Origin of the sequence: Roseovarius amoyensis (genome assembly GCF_003260265.1) — a bacterium.
Lineage (GTDB): Bacteria > Pseudomonadota > Alphaproteobacteria > Rhodobacterales > Rhodobacteraceae > Roseovarius > Roseovarius amoyensis.
This window is the reverse complement of sequence record NZ_QITQ01000005.1, coordinates 73,267-88,938: the sequence shown is the minus strand read 5'-3', so window position 1 is coordinate 88,938 and position 15,672 is coordinate 73,267. Positions and strand designations below refer to the sequence as shown.

Annotated in this window: 16 protein-coding genes; 3 read left to right on the top strand and 13 right to left on the bottom strand. The window is 66.4% G+C overall.

All coding sequences use genetic code 11. The features are described 5' to 3' along the window. Positions 1-7: 7 nt before the first annotated feature. Entirely contained in the window at positions 8-709 is a 702-nt protein-coding gene (locus tag DL899_RS06560) for a fumarylacetoacetate hydrolase family protein (protein WP_111733284.1), read from the bottom strand. Between the two features lie 164 nt (positions 710-873). Between DL899_RS06560 and DL899_RS06555 the strand changes: the two genes are divergently transcribed. Continuing rightward, a complete protein-coding gene (locus DL899_RS06555) occupies positions 874-1,560 on the top strand; it encodes a DUF1045 domain-containing protein (protein ID WP_111733191.1) in 687 nt (228 codons plus the stop codon). On the opposite strand, the gene phnN is transcribed toward DL899_RS06555, so the two are convergent. Next, positions 1,542-2,111: a phosphonate metabolism protein/1,5-bisphosphokinase (PRPP-forming) PhnN gene (gene phnN, locus DL899_RS06550; protein ID WP_239494629.1), complete on the bottom strand. Its 570-nt coding sequence runs from the start codon at positions 2,109-2,111 to the stop codon at positions 1,542-1,544. The two genes, DL899_RS06555 and phnN, sit on opposite strands and share 19 nt — an antisense overlap. Further along, the gene (locus DL899_RS06545; RefSeq protein ID WP_111733282.1) at positions 2,108-3,064 is read right to left on the bottom strand and encodes a magnesium transporter CorA family protein; all 957 of its coding nucleotides are present in this window, start codon (positions 3,062-3,064) and stop codon (positions 2,108-2,110) included. The genes phnN and DL899_RS06545 overlap by 4 nt, the downstream gene beginning before the upstream one ends. Positions 3,065-3,319: 255 nt before the next feature. Between DL899_RS06545 and DL899_RS06540 the strand changes: the two genes are divergently transcribed. Then, positions 3,320-3,865: a TetR family transcriptional regulator gene (locus DL899_RS06540; protein ID WP_162685519.1), complete on the top strand. Its 546-nt coding sequence runs from the start codon at positions 3,320-3,322 to the stop codon at positions 3,863-3,865. 6 nt (positions 3,866-3,871) lie between these two features. On the opposite strand, the gene recO is transcribed toward DL899_RS06540, so the two are convergent. Then, a complete protein-coding gene (recO, locus tag DL899_RS06535; RefSeq protein WP_111733188.1) occupies positions 3,872-4,606 on the bottom strand; it encodes a DNA repair protein RecO in 735 nt (244 codons plus the stop codon). 123 nt (positions 4,607-4,729) lie between these two features. On the opposite strand from recO, the gene DL899_RS06530 reads away from it, so the two are divergent. Continuing rightward, on the top strand, positions 4,730-7,558 hold the full coding sequence (locus DL899_RS06530) for a vWA domain-containing protein (RefSeq protein WP_111733187.1): 2,829 nt from the start codon (positions 4,730-4,732) through the stop codon (positions 7,556-7,558). A 22-nt stretch (positions 7,559-7,580) separates the two neighbouring features. On the opposite strand, the gene DL899_RS06525 is transcribed toward DL899_RS06530, so the two are convergent. The 9 genes from DL899_RS06525 to DL899_RS06485 all read right to left on the bottom strand — a co-directional run bounded on the left by DL899_RS06525 (position 7,581) and on the right by DL899_RS06485 (position 15,644). Next, positions 7,581-7,913 carry a DUF1491 family protein gene (locus DL899_RS06525; protein WP_111733186.1) on the bottom strand — a complete coding sequence of 111 codons (333 nt, stop codon included), beginning with the start codon at positions 7,911-7,913 and terminating at the stop codon, positions 7,581-7,583. 274 nt (positions 7,914-8,187) lie between these two features. Continuing rightward, positions 8,188-9,093, bottom strand: a complete 906-nt coding sequence (gene era / locus DL899_RS06520; protein WP_111733185.1) for a GTPase Era — start codon at positions 9,091-9,093, stop codon at positions 8,188-8,190. Between the two features lie 31 nt (positions 9,094-9,124). After that, positions 9,125-10,015 carry a DMT family transporter gene (locus DL899_RS06515; RefSeq protein ID WP_111733184.1) on the bottom strand — a complete coding sequence of 297 codons (891 nt, stop codon included), beginning with the start codon at positions 10,013-10,015 and terminating at the stop codon, positions 9,125-9,127. Positions 10,016-10,020: 5 nt separating this feature from the next. Further along, positions 10,021-10,710: a ribonuclease III gene (gene rnc / locus DL899_RS06510; protein WP_111733183.1), complete on the bottom strand. Its 690-nt coding sequence runs from the start codon at positions 10,708-10,710 to the stop codon at positions 10,021-10,023. Beyond that, positions 10,707-11,543: a signal peptidase I gene (lepB, locus tag DL899_RS06505; RefSeq protein ID WP_111733182.1), complete on the bottom strand. Its 837-nt coding sequence runs from the start codon at positions 11,541-11,543 to the stop codon at positions 10,707-10,709. Before lepB ends, rnc begins: the two co-directional genes overlap by 4 nt. Positions 11,544-11,604: 61 nt before the next feature. Next, on the bottom strand, positions 11,605-12,027 hold the full coding sequence (acpS, locus tag DL899_RS06500) for a holo-ACP synthase (protein WP_111733181.1): 423 nt from the start codon (positions 12,025-12,027) through the stop codon (positions 11,605-11,607). Next, the gene (locus tag DL899_RS06495) at positions 12,024-12,773 is read right to left on the bottom strand and encodes a pyridoxine 5'-phosphate synthase (protein WP_111733180.1); all 750 of its coding nucleotides are present in this window, start codon (positions 12,771-12,773) and stop codon (positions 12,024-12,026) included. The genes acpS and DL899_RS06495 overlap by 4 nt, the downstream gene beginning before the upstream one ends. Then, a complete protein-coding gene (locus DL899_RS06490; RefSeq protein ID WP_111733179.1) occupies positions 12,760-13,491 on the bottom strand; it encodes a DUF2062 domain-containing protein in 732 nt (243 codons plus the stop codon). The genes DL899_RS06495 and DL899_RS06490 overlap by 14 nt, the downstream gene beginning before the upstream one ends. Positions 13,492-13,508: 17 nt before the next feature. Further along, positions 13,509-15,644, bottom strand: a complete 2,136-nt coding sequence (locus DL899_RS06485; RefSeq protein ID WP_111733178.1) for a RelA/SpoT family protein — start codon at positions 15,642-15,644, stop codon at positions 13,509-13,511. Positions 15,645-15,672: the final 28 nt, after the last annotated feature.

Genomic DNA, 15,672 nt, shown 5'->3' with positions numbered 1-15,672 from the left:
CCGTTATTCAGCCCTCGGGCTCGATCCGCAGGCGCACCGGTTTCAGCCCGTCGATGCCACCCTCCAGCGCACTGCCGGGCGCGACCGGCCCCACCCCGGCGGGGGTGCCGGTATAGATCAGATCGCCCGCGGCCAGCCGGTAATAGCGCGACAGGTGGGCGATGATTTCGGCCACGTTCCAGACCATCTCGGACAGGCGCGCATCCTGCACCCGCTCGCCGTCACGGTCGAGCCATATACGCTGATCCCCGATTTTGCCCAGGGCGGCGGCGGGGGTGATCGGCGCGATCACGGCGGCGTTGTCGAAATCCTTGCCCAGGTCCCAGGGGCGGCGCTTGTCCTTGGCCGCCGCCTGCAGGTCACGGCGGGTCAGGTCGATGCCGCAGGCATAGCCGAAAACCAGCCCCAGCGCCTGCGCCTCGTCCACCCTGGCGCCGCCCTGCCCCAGCGCGACGACAAGCTCCATCTCGTGATGGCAATCCTGCGTGCCCGACGGATAGGGGATCGCCGCGCCGGACAGACAAATCGCATGCGCCGACTTGGTGAAATAGAACGGCGCCTCGCGGTCGACCTCGTTGCCCATCTCGGCAGCATGGGCGGCATAGTTGCGCCCGACGCAAAAGATGCGGCGCACCGGGAAAAGCCGCGCATCCCCCGTGACGGGAATGACCGGAACGGCGGGCGGGTCAAACAAATAGCTGGCGGGCATCGGCGGTCCTTTCATCAGTGCCCCATTATCCGCCCCACAGGCCCGCCAAGTCAAAACGCTTTCACCCTGTCGGGCAACACAATGGCGGCATTGGCGAGAACGGTTTCCTGTGTCATCTGGGGGGCCAATCTCGCGTGAACCGATGAAATGCGAAAGACAGGCCGATGAACTATCGCCGCTACGCAGTCTATTACACCCCGTCCGACCCGGCGCTGGTCGGGTTCGGCGCAAGGTGGCTGGGCTGGGACATCGCGGCGGGCCGTGCGGTGCATCAGCCGGAGCAGGCCAGCCTGCCGGCGCCGCTGGCCGAGATCACCCGGACCCCGCGCCGTTATGGCTTTCACGCCACCATCAAGCCGCCCTTCAGGCTGGCCGAGGGGCAAAGCATCGAGGCGCTGAACACCGCGCTTGCGGCGCTGTGCGACCAGGTGCCGCCGGTGACGCTGGAGGGGCTGGCGCTGTCCCGGCTGGGCCGGTTTCTGGCGTTGCAGCCCTTGGGCGACACGGCCCAGCTGAACGGGCTGGCGGCGATGGTGGTGGAAACGCTCGACACCTTTCGCGCCCCGCCCGACGACGCCGAATTGCAGCGCCGCCGCGGCGCGGGCCTGACCCCAGCGCAAGAGGCGCTGCTCATGCGCTGGGGCTATCCCCATGTCATGGAAGAGTTCCGCTTTCACATGACACTGACCGGAAAGCTGCCCAAGGCGCAGATCGCGCCGGTGCAGGCGGTGGTGGGTGACGCGCTGGCCGGCATCCTGCCTGCGCCCTTTGTCATCGACGGGCTCAGCCTGGTGGGCGAAGATTCTGACGGCTGCTTTCACCTGCTGCATCGTCATATCCTCTCGGCCTGAAACGCCGCCAGGACGCGCGCCACGGTCGCCTCCAGCGGGCCGTCATTGGCCACCTCGACGACCCGCGACAGCCCCGCCGGCAAGGAGGTGTCGGCCCGCGCCAGCCGTGCCGCAATGGCATTTGCGTCCTCTCGCCCCCGTGCCGCAAGCCGCTCTGCCAGCACTGCCACCGGGGCGGTCAGGTGCAGCGTCAGGAACGGGTCGAACAGGCGCTCGGCCTCGGCCAGCGCGGCGCGGGACAGGTTGACAAGACAGGTCTGCCCCGCCGCCAACTGCCCCCGCAATGTGGCCGGCGCGCCGTATTGCAGCCCATGCGCGGGCCAGCACAGCGCAAATTCCCCCGCGGCGCGGCGGCGGGCGAATTCGGCCTCGCTCACGCCCTCGAAAACCTCGCCGCCCGCCGTTTCGGGCCGGGTGATCACGCGCCGCACCAGGTGCAGGTCGGGGCGCGCGGCGACAAGGGCCTGCATCACGCTGTCCTTGCCCACGCCCGATGGCCCGACCACGCCGACCAGCGCCCCGGCGGTCATGCTGCCCCTGTCTCCTGTCATAGCCAGCCGCGCCGCCGGAAAAACCATAGCGGCACGATCGACGAAAGCACCATCACCCCGATCGCGATCGGATAGCCCAGCGGCGATTGCAGTTCGGGCATGTAGGCAAAGTTCATCCCGTAGATCGACGCCACCAGCGTGGGCGGCAGAAAGGCCACCGCCGCGACCGAGAATATCTTGATGATGGCGTTCTGCTCGATGTTGATGAGGCCCAGCGCGGCATCCAGCATGAAGGATGTCTTTTGCTGCAGGTATCCGGCCTGTTCGGCGATGGTGCGCACGTCGCGGTATTGCGTTTTCAGCGTGCCGCGCAGCGGCTTGCCGGTCTTGCGCCCTTCCAGCACCGGCCCGAGAAAGCTGAGCATCCGCTCGATCGTCATCAGGCTTTCGCGCAGCTGCATCACCTGCCCGTCGGCGCGGCCGATCTCGCGCAGGGCGGTGCGGTACTGTTCGGTCCGCATCGTTTCGGGGCCGAAGATGCGCCTTGCGGTCTGGTCGATCTCGCGGCCCGACTGTTCGGTAATGTCGGCCAAGCGGTCGATGATCTCTTCCAGCAGGCCGATCATCACCGCGTCCGGCGTTACCGTCCCGTGCGGTGACTTTCCCGCCTTGCCCGGAAACGTGGTGAAAGGGCGCGGGTCATGGTGGCGGATGGTGACGAGACGATCATCGAACAGAACGAACGAGGCCGGTTCGATCCGCATCTCGCCCTCGCCGGTACGCGAGGGCAGCAGAACGGTCATGACCGGCACCCCGTTGTCGATATAGAGCCGCGAGGACTGTTCGATCTCCTGCTGATCCTCGCGCGTCGGCAACTGGATCGCGTGGCGCGCCGAAAGCCGCTCCAGAACCTCGGCCTCGGGCTCCTCCAGGTCGGTCCAGATCGCCGCCTCCTCGGCCTCGGCAGAGGTATCGGCCCGCAGCCCGCCCGCGTCCTGGACATAATTGATCATTTCGTCGCCCCCCGTGTTGGACACCCACCCAGTTGTCTAGACCCGCAGCACGCCCGACACCAATAGCTGTCTACAGTCTTGCCGCAGATTGCCCGGCACCTGGGCGGTCTGGCCTTTGCCTCCTCTGAGCGACAAGGCCGGATCAGGGGCGCCTCTTCGATCCGGGTGATAGCCTTGACCCCACACAGGCCGCAGGCATGAAACAGGGTCATGCTTTTCCTTGCGCCGGCGAATACGCCCGCGCATTCTGGCCCCATGACAAAACCCGCCAGGAAACGATTGCGCCGCGAAGACTGGCTTGCCGCCGCCGAGGCCGTTCTTGCCGAACATGGCGCCGAGGCGCTGAAGGCAGAGCCGCTGGCCCGGCACATGCAGACGACCAAGGGCTCGTTCTACTGGCATTTCCGCGATGTGCCGGACCTGCACGCCCAGCTTCTGACAAGGTGGGAGGCCGCAGCCACCGCCGCGACAGAGGCCGCCATCGCAGAGCCCGGCAGCGCCGCCGCGCGGCTGCGCGCGCTGGCTCAGGCGCTGGCCGATCCCGGCCCGGGGCGCGTCACCGAGGCCGCGATCCGCGCCTGGGCCGCCACCGACGCCGCCGCGCGCGATGCCGTCGGGCGCATAGACACCGCACGCCGCGCCGCGTTGCAGGCATTGCTGCAGGAAACCGGCATCTCGAACCCCGAGATGGCGCAGATCATCCATGCCGCTGCCCTGGGGATGACGCTGCTGGATGACACCGCCGCCGCACGGCGCGCGGCGATCGGGTCTCTGGTCGATCTGGTGCTGGCGCTCAGGTAGCGCGCCCTATTCGGCCTCTGCCTTTGCCAGGAACCGCTGAACGAATCGCGCGCGCGCATCTGGCAGGGGTTTGTTGCCCAACTCGGGCGCGACGCGGGTGTTCAGGAAATGGCCAGTCACCTGCAAGCCCTCGGCGATCTCTGCGTCGGGCGCGGGCCCCTCGCCCAGCAGGCAGGGCGGCAGCGGCAACAGCCGGTCGGCCCACTCGCCCGCCCCCTTGCGCGACACCGCCCGCCCGGTGCGGGGTGAGATATAGCTGAGGTCGTTTGCCCGCGCCCCCATGACCGCGCAGCCCGACAGGTCGAGCCCGAAACCCAGGTCGTCTAGCAACGCCATTTCCCACTGCAGATAGGCCAGCGGCCAAACATCCCCCTGCCCCAGCAGGTCGAGCAGCGCCTCGGTCTTGCGATAAAGCCGCTCATGGCGCTCGCGCTCTGGCAGGCAGAACATCAGCAGCGCCAGCACCGCGCCCAGCCCTGACAGCGCCATCCTGTCGCCCATCGCCCAGGCGCGCGAACGCAGCGGTTCGACCGTGAACGTGCCGATATGATCCTCCAGTCGCGCGCGCCAGGTCACGTCCAGTTGCGCGCCGGGTTGCAGCACCGGGGCCTGTCGCCGCGACGCGCCGCCGCGCACCACCCCGGCGTGCCGCCCGTGGTCAGGCGTGAACACCTCGATGATGGCCGCGCTTTCGCCGTGCCGCCTGCTGGACAGCAGGATACCCTGATCGCGCCATTCCATGCCCGCACCTCATCTCACCGGCCCGTATGGGACACCAGAATACCGGCCATGCCAAGGGCAATGGAAATGAAACGTCTTATGTGGTTAGGTGCGTTCAACTAGGGGATATCAGGAGAGGTGTCGATGTCGTCCATGATCAAGGGGGCCGTGGTCTCGGCCAGTCTGACGCTGGCGGCGTCATCCGCGATGGCGCAGGAAAACGTGATGGTGGTCTTTGACGGCTCCAACTCGATGTGGGGGCAGATCGACGGCACCGCCAAGATCGAGATCGCCCGCGACGTGATGGAAACCCTTCTGGGCGACTGGACGGATGACCGCGCAGTGGGGCTGATGGCCTATGGCCACCGCCGCCGCGGCGATTGCGGCGACATCGAAACCCTTGTGCAGCCCGGTGCGGGTTCGCGGGCCGAGATCCTCGACAAGGTCAGAAAGGTCAAGCCCACCGGCAAGACGCCACTGACCGCCGCGGTTGAACGCGCGGCGCGGGATCTGTCCTATACCGACCAGCCCGCCACCGTGGTGCTGATCTCGGACGGGCTGGAAAGCTGCGACCGCGACCCCTGCGCACTGGCGCGCACGCTGGAACAGGGCGGCGTGCGGTTCACCGCGCATGTCGTGGGCTTCGGGCTGGGCGCGGACCAGGACGACACCTCGCTTGCCTGCATCGCCGAGGAAACTGGCGGCACCTATATCCAGGCCTCAAACGCGGACGAGCTCAAGGCCGCAATGTCGAGCGTCAGCACCGCTGTCGCAGCAGCCGCGCCGGAACCCGAACCCGAACCGGCCGCCGAGCCCGAGCCAGAGCCCCAACCGGCCCTGCCCGAGGTCGCGGTTACCGGCCCCGGCACCGCCGTCGGCGGTTCTATGGTCGAGGTGACATGGGACCCCACCATTGACGAGGACGACTATATCACCATCGTGCCGATGGGCGCGGACGAGGGCGTATTCGGCCCCTACCAGGCGGTGCGCAGCGGCGTAACCGTGGGGCTGGATGCACCGGCGCGCGAAGGCATTTATGAAATTCGCTATGTGCATCGTGACGGCAATGTCACGCAGGGCCGCGACACGCTGGAAATCACGCCGCCCGAGGTGGCGCTTGACGGTCCCGACAAGGTGCTGACGGGGGCCGAATTCGCCCTGTCCTGGACCCCGACGATCAATCCGCGCGACTATGTCACCATCGTGCCTGCCGGCGCCGAGCCGGGCAGCTATCTGAGCTATGTCGCCGTCAGGGGCAACAGCGAGGCGACGCTGACCGCCCCGCCCGAGCCGGGCCTTTACGAGCTGCGCTATGTGCTCAATGTCGACCAGGTCACGGTGGCAAGCCGCAGTATCGAGGTCGCCGAACCCGAGGTGACACTGAACGTGCCCGAGCGCGCGCTCGCTGGTGCAAAGTTCCCGGTCGGCTGGACCGGCACGATCAACGGCAAAGACTATATCACCATCGTCCCGCAAGGCACCAAAGAGGGCGAGTACGGCAACTATTTCGTCGTGCGTGACAAGACCGAGCACGAGTTGCAGGCCCCGGCCGAGACCGGGCTGTACGAGGTGCGCTATGTCCTGCGCGAGGGCGGCAAGACGATGGCCAGCGCCCCGATCGAGATCGCCGAGGGCGAGGTAACCGTCAGCGCCCCCGACACCGCCACCGCCGGCGCCAAGTTCGAGGTTTCCTGGACCGGCACGGTGAATGGCAACGACTACATCGCCATCGTCCCGCAGGGCACCAAAGAGGGCGAGTACGGCAACTATTTCGTCGTTCGCGACAAGACCGAACACGAGTTGCAGGCCCCCGCCGAGACCGGGCTGTACGAGGTGCGCTATGTCCTGCGCGAGGGCGGCAAGACGCTGGCCAGCACGCCAATCGAGATCGTCGAGGGCGAAGTGACCGTCAGCGCCCCGGATACCGCCGCCGCCGGCGCCAAGTTCCCGGTTTCCTGGACCGGAACGGTGAACGCCAACGACTACATCGGCATCGTCCCGCAGGGCACCAAGGAGGGCGAGTACGGCAACTATTTCGTCGTCCGCGGCAAGACCGACCACGAGTTGCAGGCCCCCGCCGAGACCGGGCTGTACGAGGTGCGCTATGTCCTGCGTGAGGGCGGCAAGACGCTGGCCAGCACGCCGATAGAAATCGTCGCGCCAGAGGTCACGGTAAGCGCCCCGGAAACCGCGCTGGCCGGCGCAGCGATCCCGGTTTCCTGGACCGGCACGGTTGCCGCCGGCGACTACATGGCCATCGTGCCGGCCGGTGCCGATGAGGGCGAGTTCGGCAACTACATCACCGTTCGCGACAAGGCTGAAGCGGAGCTGCGCGCGCCGGCGGTAACGGGGCTTTACGAGGTGCGTTACATCCTGCGTGAGGGGTCCAGGACGCTGGCCACCGCGATGATCGAGATCGTCGAACCCGAGGTCACCGTATCCGGCCCAGACCAGGTGCGCGCGACCGACAAGCTGCGCGTGACATGGACCGGCACGGTAGATCGAGGCGATTATGTTGCGCTGGCACCGATCGGCAGTGCGGATGACGACTCTTCCAACTACTTCACCGTCCGCGACAACGCCGAGCATGACATGACCGCGCCGCCCGCGGCCGGGCTGTACGAGCTGCGCTATATCCTGCGTGAGGGCGGGCGCGTGCTGGCGCGCAAGCCGGTCGAGGTGCTGGCCGAGGATGCCGCGCTCAACACCGGTGCGACGCTCAGTGCGCCTGAAACGGCCGCCGCCGGCAGCAAGATCGAGGTGAGTTGGGAAAGCGACAGCGACAGCGCCGACCGGCGCATCACGGTGGCGGCCCCGGATCAGGCGATCTTTACCTGGATCGAGGCGGTCAAGATCGCCGGCGCCCCGCCGGTCGAGATCGCGCTGCCAGACGGGGCGGGCGCGTATGAACTGCGCCTGCTCGACGTCAGCAACAAGGCGGTGCTGGCACGCCGGATGATCACGGTGGAATAGCCGGACAGTAACGCCGGGGCGGTCAGTCGGAAAGCCCCGGTTCATCCAGCAGGTGCCGCCCGTCGCGGTCTTCGACCTCGATCACCCACAGATCGGGGTCGGATTTTCGCTGCCGGGCTATGGCGGCATCGACCAGGGTTTCAGCCCCCTCGGACAGCACCACCCAGGCGCGGGCGCCGGTCATCAGGTCGAACGAGCGCTGATAGGCCCGCGCCTGACCGTCCAGCGTGTTGAGCTTGACCAGAACCGTGCCGGCGGTGTCATCGCCATGGGCGGTGACAAAGGCGGGAATGCCCTGCAGGCGCAGGCGCGCAAGATACGCCTTGACCCAGAATTCGGCGGTCAGCCGGGTCATTGGTCGTCGCCAGCCAGAGTAAGCAGAGGGCAGCGCTCGCCTGAGGTGGGCGCGAAAGCGCCCGCCTGGCGGGCGGGCGGGCGCTGCCCGGCGGTTCCCGCCGGGCCAAACCATTGCCAGAGACAAACCTCAGTCCAAAGAAATCTCTGATGGGGAAGGCATGGTGTCATTCCACTGACGAGCCATTTTTCAGATCTCAACCGCGCCGAAACCAGCCGCGCGAGCCGGCGGCTCGGCCGTGATGTCGCATATTCGGCCAACTCGGACACCTGGCTCAGTTCCCGTCCTTGAAATCCAGACCGATCTCGGAATAGCGCTCGGCCTCTTCCAGCCAGCCGGGCCGGACCTTGACCTGGGTGAAAAGATGCACCCTCCGGCCCAGGAACTCTTCCAGCTCGGCGCGGGCAGCCTGGCTGACGGCCTTGATGGTCTCGCCCCGCTTGCCCAGCACGATGCCCTTGTGACCGTCGCGGGCAACATAGATGATCTGGTCGATGCGGGCCGACCCGTCGTCGCGGTCCTGCCAGCTCTCGGTTTCGACGGTCAGTTGATAAGGCAGTTCCTGGTGCAGGCGCAGGGTCAGCTTTTCGCGGGTGATCTCGGCTGCGATCATGCGCAGGGGCAGATCGGCGATCTGGTCCTCGGGGTAAAGCCACGGCCCCTCGGGCACGGTCTCGGACAGCCAGTGGCGCAGATCGTCAACGCCGTGGCCCTTTTCCGCCGAGATCATGAAGCTGCGGACGAACTCGAACCGGTCGTTCAATTCGCGCGTCAGACCCAGCAGGGTTTCGGCGCGCACGCGGTCGATCTTGTTGATGGCCAGCGCCACCGGGCGGCCACGGGCGATCTCGGCCAGCTTTTCGAGAATGCGCTCCACCCCTTCGGTGATGCCGCGATGGGCCTCGACCAACAGCACCACGATATCGGCATCCGCCGCCCCGCCCCAGGCAGCGGCAACCATCGCGCGGTCAAGCCGCCGGCGCGGCTGAAACAGCCCCGGCGTATCGACAAAGACAAGCTGTGCGTCGCCCTCTATCGCCACGCCGCGGATGCGCGCGCGCGTGGTCTGGACCTTGTGCGTGACGATCGAGACCTTGGCCCCGACCATGCGGTTAAGCAGTGTCGACTTGCCCGCGTTGGGCTCTCCGATCAGGGCGATGAAACCGGCGCGGGTGGGCATGGGCGCCTCTCCTTTTGTCAAGACACGCCCATTAGCCCAAATCAGTGGGCTGCGCCAGCCTTTGCCCGCGCGACCGCACCAGGGTGTAAAGCCCGCTTGCCACGATCACCGCGCCGCCCAGCAATGTCAGCATGTCGGGCCGCTCGCCGAACACCAGCACCGCCAGGATCAGCGCAAAGGCCAGCCTTGTATAACGGAAGGGTGTCACCACCCCCACCTCGCCCGACCGCATCGCCTGGGTCAGCGCGCCATAGGCCAGAACCCCGACAGCTGCCGCCGCACCCAGCCGCCAGAAAATGGCCACCGGCGGCAGTTCCGGTGCCTCGCCCCCGGCCAGCATCAGCACCACGCCCGCGAGCGGCAGCATCGCAAAGCCCAGGCTGCCCAGTTGCGCCATCGACATCGCCGGCGGGCTGGCCCGTGTCGCCAGGTCGCGCCCGGCGAACCCGATCATGCCCAGAACGGCAAAGATCGCCGCCGGTTCGAACGCACCGGGCGTCGGGCGCAGAACCAGCAGAACCCCGACAAAGCCGACGATCATCGCGCCCCAGCGGCGCCAGCCGACCCGTTCGCCCAGGAACAGCACCGCGCCGAGGCTGACCACCAGCGGCGTCGCCTGCAGGATGGCCGAGGTCGCCGCGAGCGTCGTGGTGGCCAGCGCCAGCGCATAGAAAAGCCGTCCGGCCAGTTCGAACACGCAGCGCAGGATCATCGGGCGGGTTGATATGGCGGGGTGCCAGATCACCTCGCCCCGCACCCATGACAGCGCCGCGAACAGGCCCAGCCCCATGATGCCGAACAGGATCAACGCCTGACCCGGCGGGTAGGTCTGCACCGCCGACTTGTAAAGAACGTCCTCGATACTGAAGGCGGCCATCGCCAGGATCATGAAGACGGCGCCGCGCCCGTTGCCACCGACCATGGCGCTTAACCGTCCCCGGACGCCATGCGATCCAGCAATGCCTTGGCCGCCGCCTGTTCGGCCTGGCGTTTGGAGCCGGCGGTCGCCGTCGCAGCCTCGCCGTTTTTCAGCCGCGCCTCGATGGTGAATTGGGGCGCATGATCAGGCCCGCTGCGCGCGGTCTGCACATAGTCGGGCGGCGGCAGGCCCCGGCCCTGCGCCCATTCCTGCAATGCCGTCTTGGCGTCGCGGGCATCCGCCTTGACCGTGTCGATGCGCGCGCCCCAAAGCCGCAACACCACGTCGCGCGCGGCCTCGAACCCGGCATCGCGATAGACCGCCGCGATCACCGCCTCCATCGCGTCACCCAAAAGCGCCTGCTTGCGCCGCCCGCCCGACAGCATTTCCGAACGCCCCAGCCGCAGCACCTTGCCAAGGTCGATTTCGCGGGCGACATCGGCGCAGGCCTCCTTGCGGACCAGCGCGTTGAAACGGGGCGCAAGCTGGCCCTCTTCAGCCTCTTTATCGCGTTCCAGCAGGGCCTCGGCCATGACCAGCCCCAGCACCCTGTCGCCAAGGAACTCCAGCCGCTGGTTATCATCGCGGTCCGGCGATGACATGGACGGATGCGTCAGCGCCCGAACCAGCAGTTCGGGCCGCGCGAAGTGGTGCCCGAGACGGCCCTCAAAGGCTTTCATCTCGGCCGACAGTTTCATTCCAGCCGCTCGAAAAAGCGGTCGCCGCGCCATGTCCAGAAGAACAGCATAGACCGCCCGGCCGAGGAAAAGATCACCCGGTTCGCCCGCCCGATCAGGTTTTCATAGGGCACGAACCCGACTCCGCCGGCGGCCAGCGGCACACGGCTGTCGGTCGAGTTGTCGCGGTTGTCACCCATAAAGAAATAATGACCCTCCGGCACGGTATAGACGCCGGTATTGTCGGTCGACTGGCGGGTGATGTTCAGGATGCCATGCGCGCGCCCGCCCGGCAGCGTTTCGATCTGGCGCGACTTCAGGCATTCGCCGCCCAGGCCGACAGGGTCGTTCTCACAACGCGGCGTTGACTGCAGCGGGCCCTGGCGTTCCTTTACCTCGGAAAAGTTTCCGTCGGGCTGCAACTGCACCGGCTCGTCATTGATATGCAGCACCCCGTCGCGCATCTGGATACGGTCGCCCGGCAGGCCGATCAGGCGCTTGATAAAGTCAGTCCCGTGAACCGGATGGCGAAACACGATGATGTCGCCGCGCTCGGGTTCCGACCCCAGCAGGCGGGTGTTGTCGCCGTCAAGAAAACCGCACAGCTTTTGCGCGTCGATATCCACGCCGAGGCTGGCGATGCGGATGGTCGGGCAGGAGGCGTAGGAATAGCCATAGGCCATCTTGTTGACGAACAGGAAATCACCGATCAGCAGCGTGTCCTTCATCGACCCCGACGGGATCCAGAAGGGCTGAAAAAAGAGGGTCCGAAAGATGCCCGCGATAAGCAGCGCCCAAAAGACCGTCTTGACGGTTTCCCAAATCGCGCCCGATTTCTTGCCTTCTTCAGCCATGCCTGTCGGTGCCTTTCGCCTGCCCGTGCCCCGCGCTTCTTGGGCGTTGGGGGCAGGGGTGTCAAGTTACAGCTTGGGCTGTTCCGGCCAGCGGCCGCGCCTCGATCACGACAAAGGCCTGCGCCCAGGGATGGTCATCGGTCAGCGACACATGGATCACCGCCTCGTGCCCCGGCGGGGTCATTCCGGCCAGCCGTTCGATGGCCCATCCCGTGACCACCATCATCGGCTGGCCGGTGTCGATGTTGTGCACTGCCATGTCGCGCCAGGCGATGCCCATGCGCAGCCCGGTGCCCAGCGCCTTTGAACAGGCCTCCTTGGCGGCCCAGCGCTTGGCATAGGTGCCGGCAGTGTCGGCCCGCCGGTCGGCCTTGCGCTGTTCGGTCTCGGTAAAGACGCGGTTGCGAAAGCGGTCACCGAAACGTTCCAGCGTGCCGGCGATGCGGTCGATATTGGCCAGGTCGGTGCCGATGCCCAGGATCATGACGCGCGGGCGGCGGCCATCAGGCGGCGCATCTCGGCGATGGCCGGCTTGAGGCCGCGAAAGATCGCCTCGCCGATCAGGAAGTGACCGATGTTGAGTTCCTTCACCTCGGGAAAGGCGGCGATGGGCGTGACCGTGTCATAGGTCAGCCCGTGGCCGGCATGCACCTCCAGCCCCAGCGAATGGGCGTGGGCGGCCATCTCGCGCAGGGCAGTGAATTCGCTGTCGCGCGCCTCGATGCGGCCCTCGGCATGGGCATCGCAATAGGCGCCGGTGTGCAGCTCGATCACCTGCGCGCCGACACGGGCGGCAGCATCGATCTGGGTGCGCTCGGCGCCCACAAACAGCGACACCCGGCAGCCGGCCTCGCGCAGCGGGGCGATGAACCGCGCCAGGCGGTCCTCTTCGCGGGCGACGTCAAGCCCGCCCTCGGTGGTGCGTTCCTCGCGCTTTTCGGGCACGATGCAGACCGCGTGCGGGCGGTGGCGCAGTGCGATCGACTGCATCTCTTCGGTCGCCGCCATCTCGAAGTTGAGCGGCACCGAGAGCGCCGCCACCAGCGTCTCAATATCGGCGTCCACTATGTGGCGGCGATCTTCGCGCAGATGCGCGGTGATGCCATCGGCGCCGGCCTCTTCGGCCAGCTTGGCGGCGCGCACGGGGTCGGGATAGCTGCCGCCGCGCGCGTTGCGCACGGTCGCAACGTGGTCGATGTTAACGCCGAGACGCAGTTCAGTTGCCGGCATCTTGTCGTCCTCCCTTGTCTCTCCGCTCGTCTTTCCGCTCGCGGCCCGGCACGGCCGCATCGCCCTTATCGCCCGCCTCGACCCGGGCCGCGGCCTTTTCCCTCAGTGCCTTCAGCTTGGCCTTGATCCGACCCTTGCGCCGGTTCTGATAGGCCTGGATGACCGGCAGGCTGACATAGTACCCCACGACCCCGGCGATGAGACCGGGAAGAACGCCGCCGATCATGTAGGGAAAGAACACCTCGTCGTAGAATATGTAAAGACCATGCCAGTCGGCCGTCTGGTCTGTGAAGATGGCCATGAAATTATGCGTCAGGTCCCCCCAGGCATCCGCAAATTTTCCGGCCAGGGAACGATGCGCGCCAAAGTCCCTGTCAAAGGTCCGCCCAAGCAGGAAATTCCCCGTCTGAAACGAGATCGTCGCGATCGGAAGGAACGTCAGAGGGTTGCCGACAAAGGTCGCCAGCAAGGACGCGATGATGTTGCCGCGCATAATCTTGGCCAGCAGCGCCGCTAGGACGAAATGCATGCCGAAGAACGGCGAGAAGGTAACGAGAATACCGACAAAGACGCCGCGGGCGATGCGATGGGGCGGATCAGGCAGGCGGCGCAGGCGGTGGCGGATGTAATAGAACGCCCGCGTCCAGCCGCCCCGGGGCCAGACGGTTTCTAACACGGCCCGCCAAAAGGGGCGTTTGTCCCGGCGCTTGAACACCACGTCGCGCGACCCCCACCCTAGTGTTTCATGCCACCACCGGCGCGGGCCGGATCACGGTAGCGTTCTACCGAAGCCACGTCGCTTTCCGCGTCCAGCGCCGAGATGATGCCATGCAGATGTTCGGCATCACGCAATTCCACGTCAATCAGCAGCCGATAGAAATCCGGCTTGCGGTCGACAAACGTCAGGTCCGAGATATTGGCCTTCTGCTCGCCGATCAATGTGCAAATGCGCCCAAGCACACCGGCGTCATTGCCGATGGTGACGTCAAGCGTCACATCATAGGCCGCCGGGTGCTTGCCCGCGTGCCATTGCAGGTCCAGCCAGCGCGCCGGCTGATCCTCGTACTGGGACAGCGAGGCACAGTCGATGGCATGCACCACCACGCCCTTGCCGCGAAACGTGATGCCGACGATGCGCTCGCCCGGCAGCGGCTGGCAGCAGCGCGCGCGCTCAAAGCTCTGGTTGCGCCCCAGCCCGATCACCGCCCGGTCGCGGCCGACGACGTTGCTGTCGTCCGGCACGATGTCGGGATAGACCGCGTTCAGCACCTGCCGCGCGGTCAGCTCGGCACTGCCCAGCCGCGCCAGCACCTCGTTGGCATCGGTCAGGCGCAATGTCTTGGCCGCCGTCGTCAGCGCCTTTTCGGTGGCCCGCTTACGCACATGTTCAAAGGCCGAGCGCGCCAGTTCGCGCCCCAGCTTGATATAGCGGTCGCGGTCCAGTTCGCGCAGGGCGCGGCGGATGGCGGCGCGCGCCTTGCCGGTGGTGGCGATGTCCAGCCAGGTGGCCTGCGGCGTCTGCCCGTCGGCGGTGATCACCTCGACCGACTGACCGTTCTTGATGCGGGTCCACAGCGGCACCCGCATGCCGTCGATCTTGGCGCCGACGCAGGCATGCCCGATGCGGGTATGAATGGCATAGGCAAAGTCGATCGGCGTCGCACCCCGGGGCAGCTTGACCACGTCGCCCTTGGGGGTAAAGCAGAACACCTTGTCGGTGTACATCTCCAGCTTGACCGCCTCGAGGAAATCTTCGTGATCTTCTTCCTTGTCGAATTGTTCGGTCAGGGTCGCGATCCAGCGCGCGGGATCGACGGCAAAGGGGTTCTCGGACGGCACGCCGTCACGATAGGACCAGTGCGCCGCAACCCCGGTTTCGGCCACGTCATGCATGGCCTGGGTACGGATCTGCACCTCGACTCGCTTGCCGTCGCGCCCCGACACCGTGGTGTGGATGGAACGATAGCCGTTCGACTTGGGCTGACTGATATAGTCCTTGAACCGCCCCGGCACCGCCCGCCAGCGCCGGTGGATCGCCCCCAGAACGCGATAACAATCCTCTTCCGACCTGGTGATGACGCGAAAGCCGTAGATGTCGGAAAGGCGGGAAAACCCCATCTCCTTTTCCTGCATCTTGCGCCAGATCGAATAGGGCTTCTTGGCCCGGCCCAGCACGTCAGCCTCGATCCCGGCGCGGTCAAGCTCAAGACGCATGTCGCCGGTGATGCGCTCGATGACGTCGCCGGCCTCTTTCTGCAAGGTGATGAAACGGCGGATGATAGAGGCGCGCGCCTCGGGGTTGATCACCCGAAATGCCAGGTCTTCCAGCTCTTCGCGCATCCACTGCATGCCCATGCGCCCGGCCAGCGGCGCAAAGATATCCATCGTCTCGCGCGCCTTCTTGAGCTGCTTTTCGGGGCGCATCGCCTTGATCGTGCGCATGTTGTGCAGCCGGTCGGCCAGCTTGACCAGGATCACGCGCAGATCCTTGGACATGGCGATAAACAGCTTGCGGAAATTCTCAGCCTGCTGGGTCTCGGTGCTGGAAAGCTGCAGCTTGGTCAGCTTGGTCACACCATCGACCAGGTCGGCGATCTCGGGGCCGAATCGCTCAGCCACCATCGCATAGGATGCCCGCGTGTCTTCGACGGTGTCGTGCAGCAGCGCGGTGACGATCGTGGCATCGTCCAGCCGCTGTTCGGCCAGAATCGCGGCGACGGCGGCGGGGTGGCTGAAATAGGGTTCGCCGGAATGGCGGCACTGACCCTCATGCATCTCGCGGCCGAAGTCATAGGCCGCGGTGATCAGCTTTTCGTCAGTTCTGGGGTTGTAGGTGCGGACCAGCTCGATGAGGTCCTCGACCGCGATCATCCTAGCCCAATCCCCGAACCGGGGGCAG

Excerpts from the sequence above, each read along its gene's own strand:
- rnc (WP_111733183.1), bottom strand. The coding sequence starts at position 10,710 with ATGAAACTGTCGGCCGAGATGAAAGCCTTTGAGGGCCGTCTCGGGCAC.
- DL899_RS06525 (WP_111733186.1), bottom strand. The coding sequence starts at position 7,913 with ATGACCCGGCTGACCGCCGAATTCTGGGTCAAGGCGTATCTTGCGCGC.
- DL899_RS06555 (WP_111733191.1), top strand. The coding sequence starts at position 874 with ATGAACTATCGCCGCTACGCAGTCTATTACACCCCGTCCGACCCGGCG.
- era (WP_111733185.1), bottom strand. The coding sequence starts at position 9,093 with ATGCCCACCCGCGCCGGTTTCATCGCCCTGATCGGAGAGCCCAACGCG.
- DL899_RS06540 (WP_162685519.1), top strand. The coding sequence starts at position 3,320 with ATGACAAAACCCGCCAGGAAACGATTGCGCCGCGAAGACTGGCTTGCC.
- DL899_RS06560 (WP_111733284.1), bottom strand. The coding sequence starts at position 709 with ATGCCCGCCAGCTATTTGTTTGACCCGCCCGCCGTTCCGGTCATTCCC.
- recO (WP_111733188.1), bottom strand. The coding sequence starts at position 4,606 with ATGGAATGGCGCGATCAGGGTATCCTGCTGTCCAGCAGGCGGCACGGC.
- DL899_RS06515 (WP_111733184.1), bottom strand. The coding sequence starts at position 10,015 with ATGGTCGGTGGCAACGGGCGCGGCGCCGTCTTCATGATCCTGGCGATG.
- DL899_RS06485 (WP_111733178.1), bottom strand. The coding sequence starts at position 15,644 with ATGATCGCGGTCGAGGACCTCATCGAGCTGGTCCGCACCTACAACCCC.
- DL899_RS06495 (WP_111733180.1), bottom strand. The coding sequence starts at position 12,773 with ATGCCGGCAACTGAACTGCGTCTCGGCGTTAACATCGACCACGTTGCG.
- DL899_RS06545 (WP_111733282.1), bottom strand. The coding sequence starts at position 3,064 with ATGATCAATTATGTCCAGGACGCGGGCGGGCTGCGGGCCGATACCTCT.
- acpS (WP_111733181.1), bottom strand. The coding sequence starts at position 12,027 with ATGATCCTGGGCATCGGCACCGACCTGGCCAATATCGACCGCATCGCC.
- DL899_RS06530 (WP_111733187.1), top strand. The coding sequence starts at position 4,730 with ATGTCGTCCATGATCAAGGGGGCCGTGGTCTCGGCCAGTCTGACGCTG.
- lepB (WP_111733182.1), bottom strand. The coding sequence starts at position 11,543 with ATGGCTGAAGAAGGCAAGAAATCGGGCGCGATTTGGGAAACCGTCAAG.
- phnN (WP_239494629.1), bottom strand. The coding sequence starts at position 2,111 with ATGACAGGAGACAGGGGCAGCATGACCGCCGGGGCGCTGGTCGGCGTG.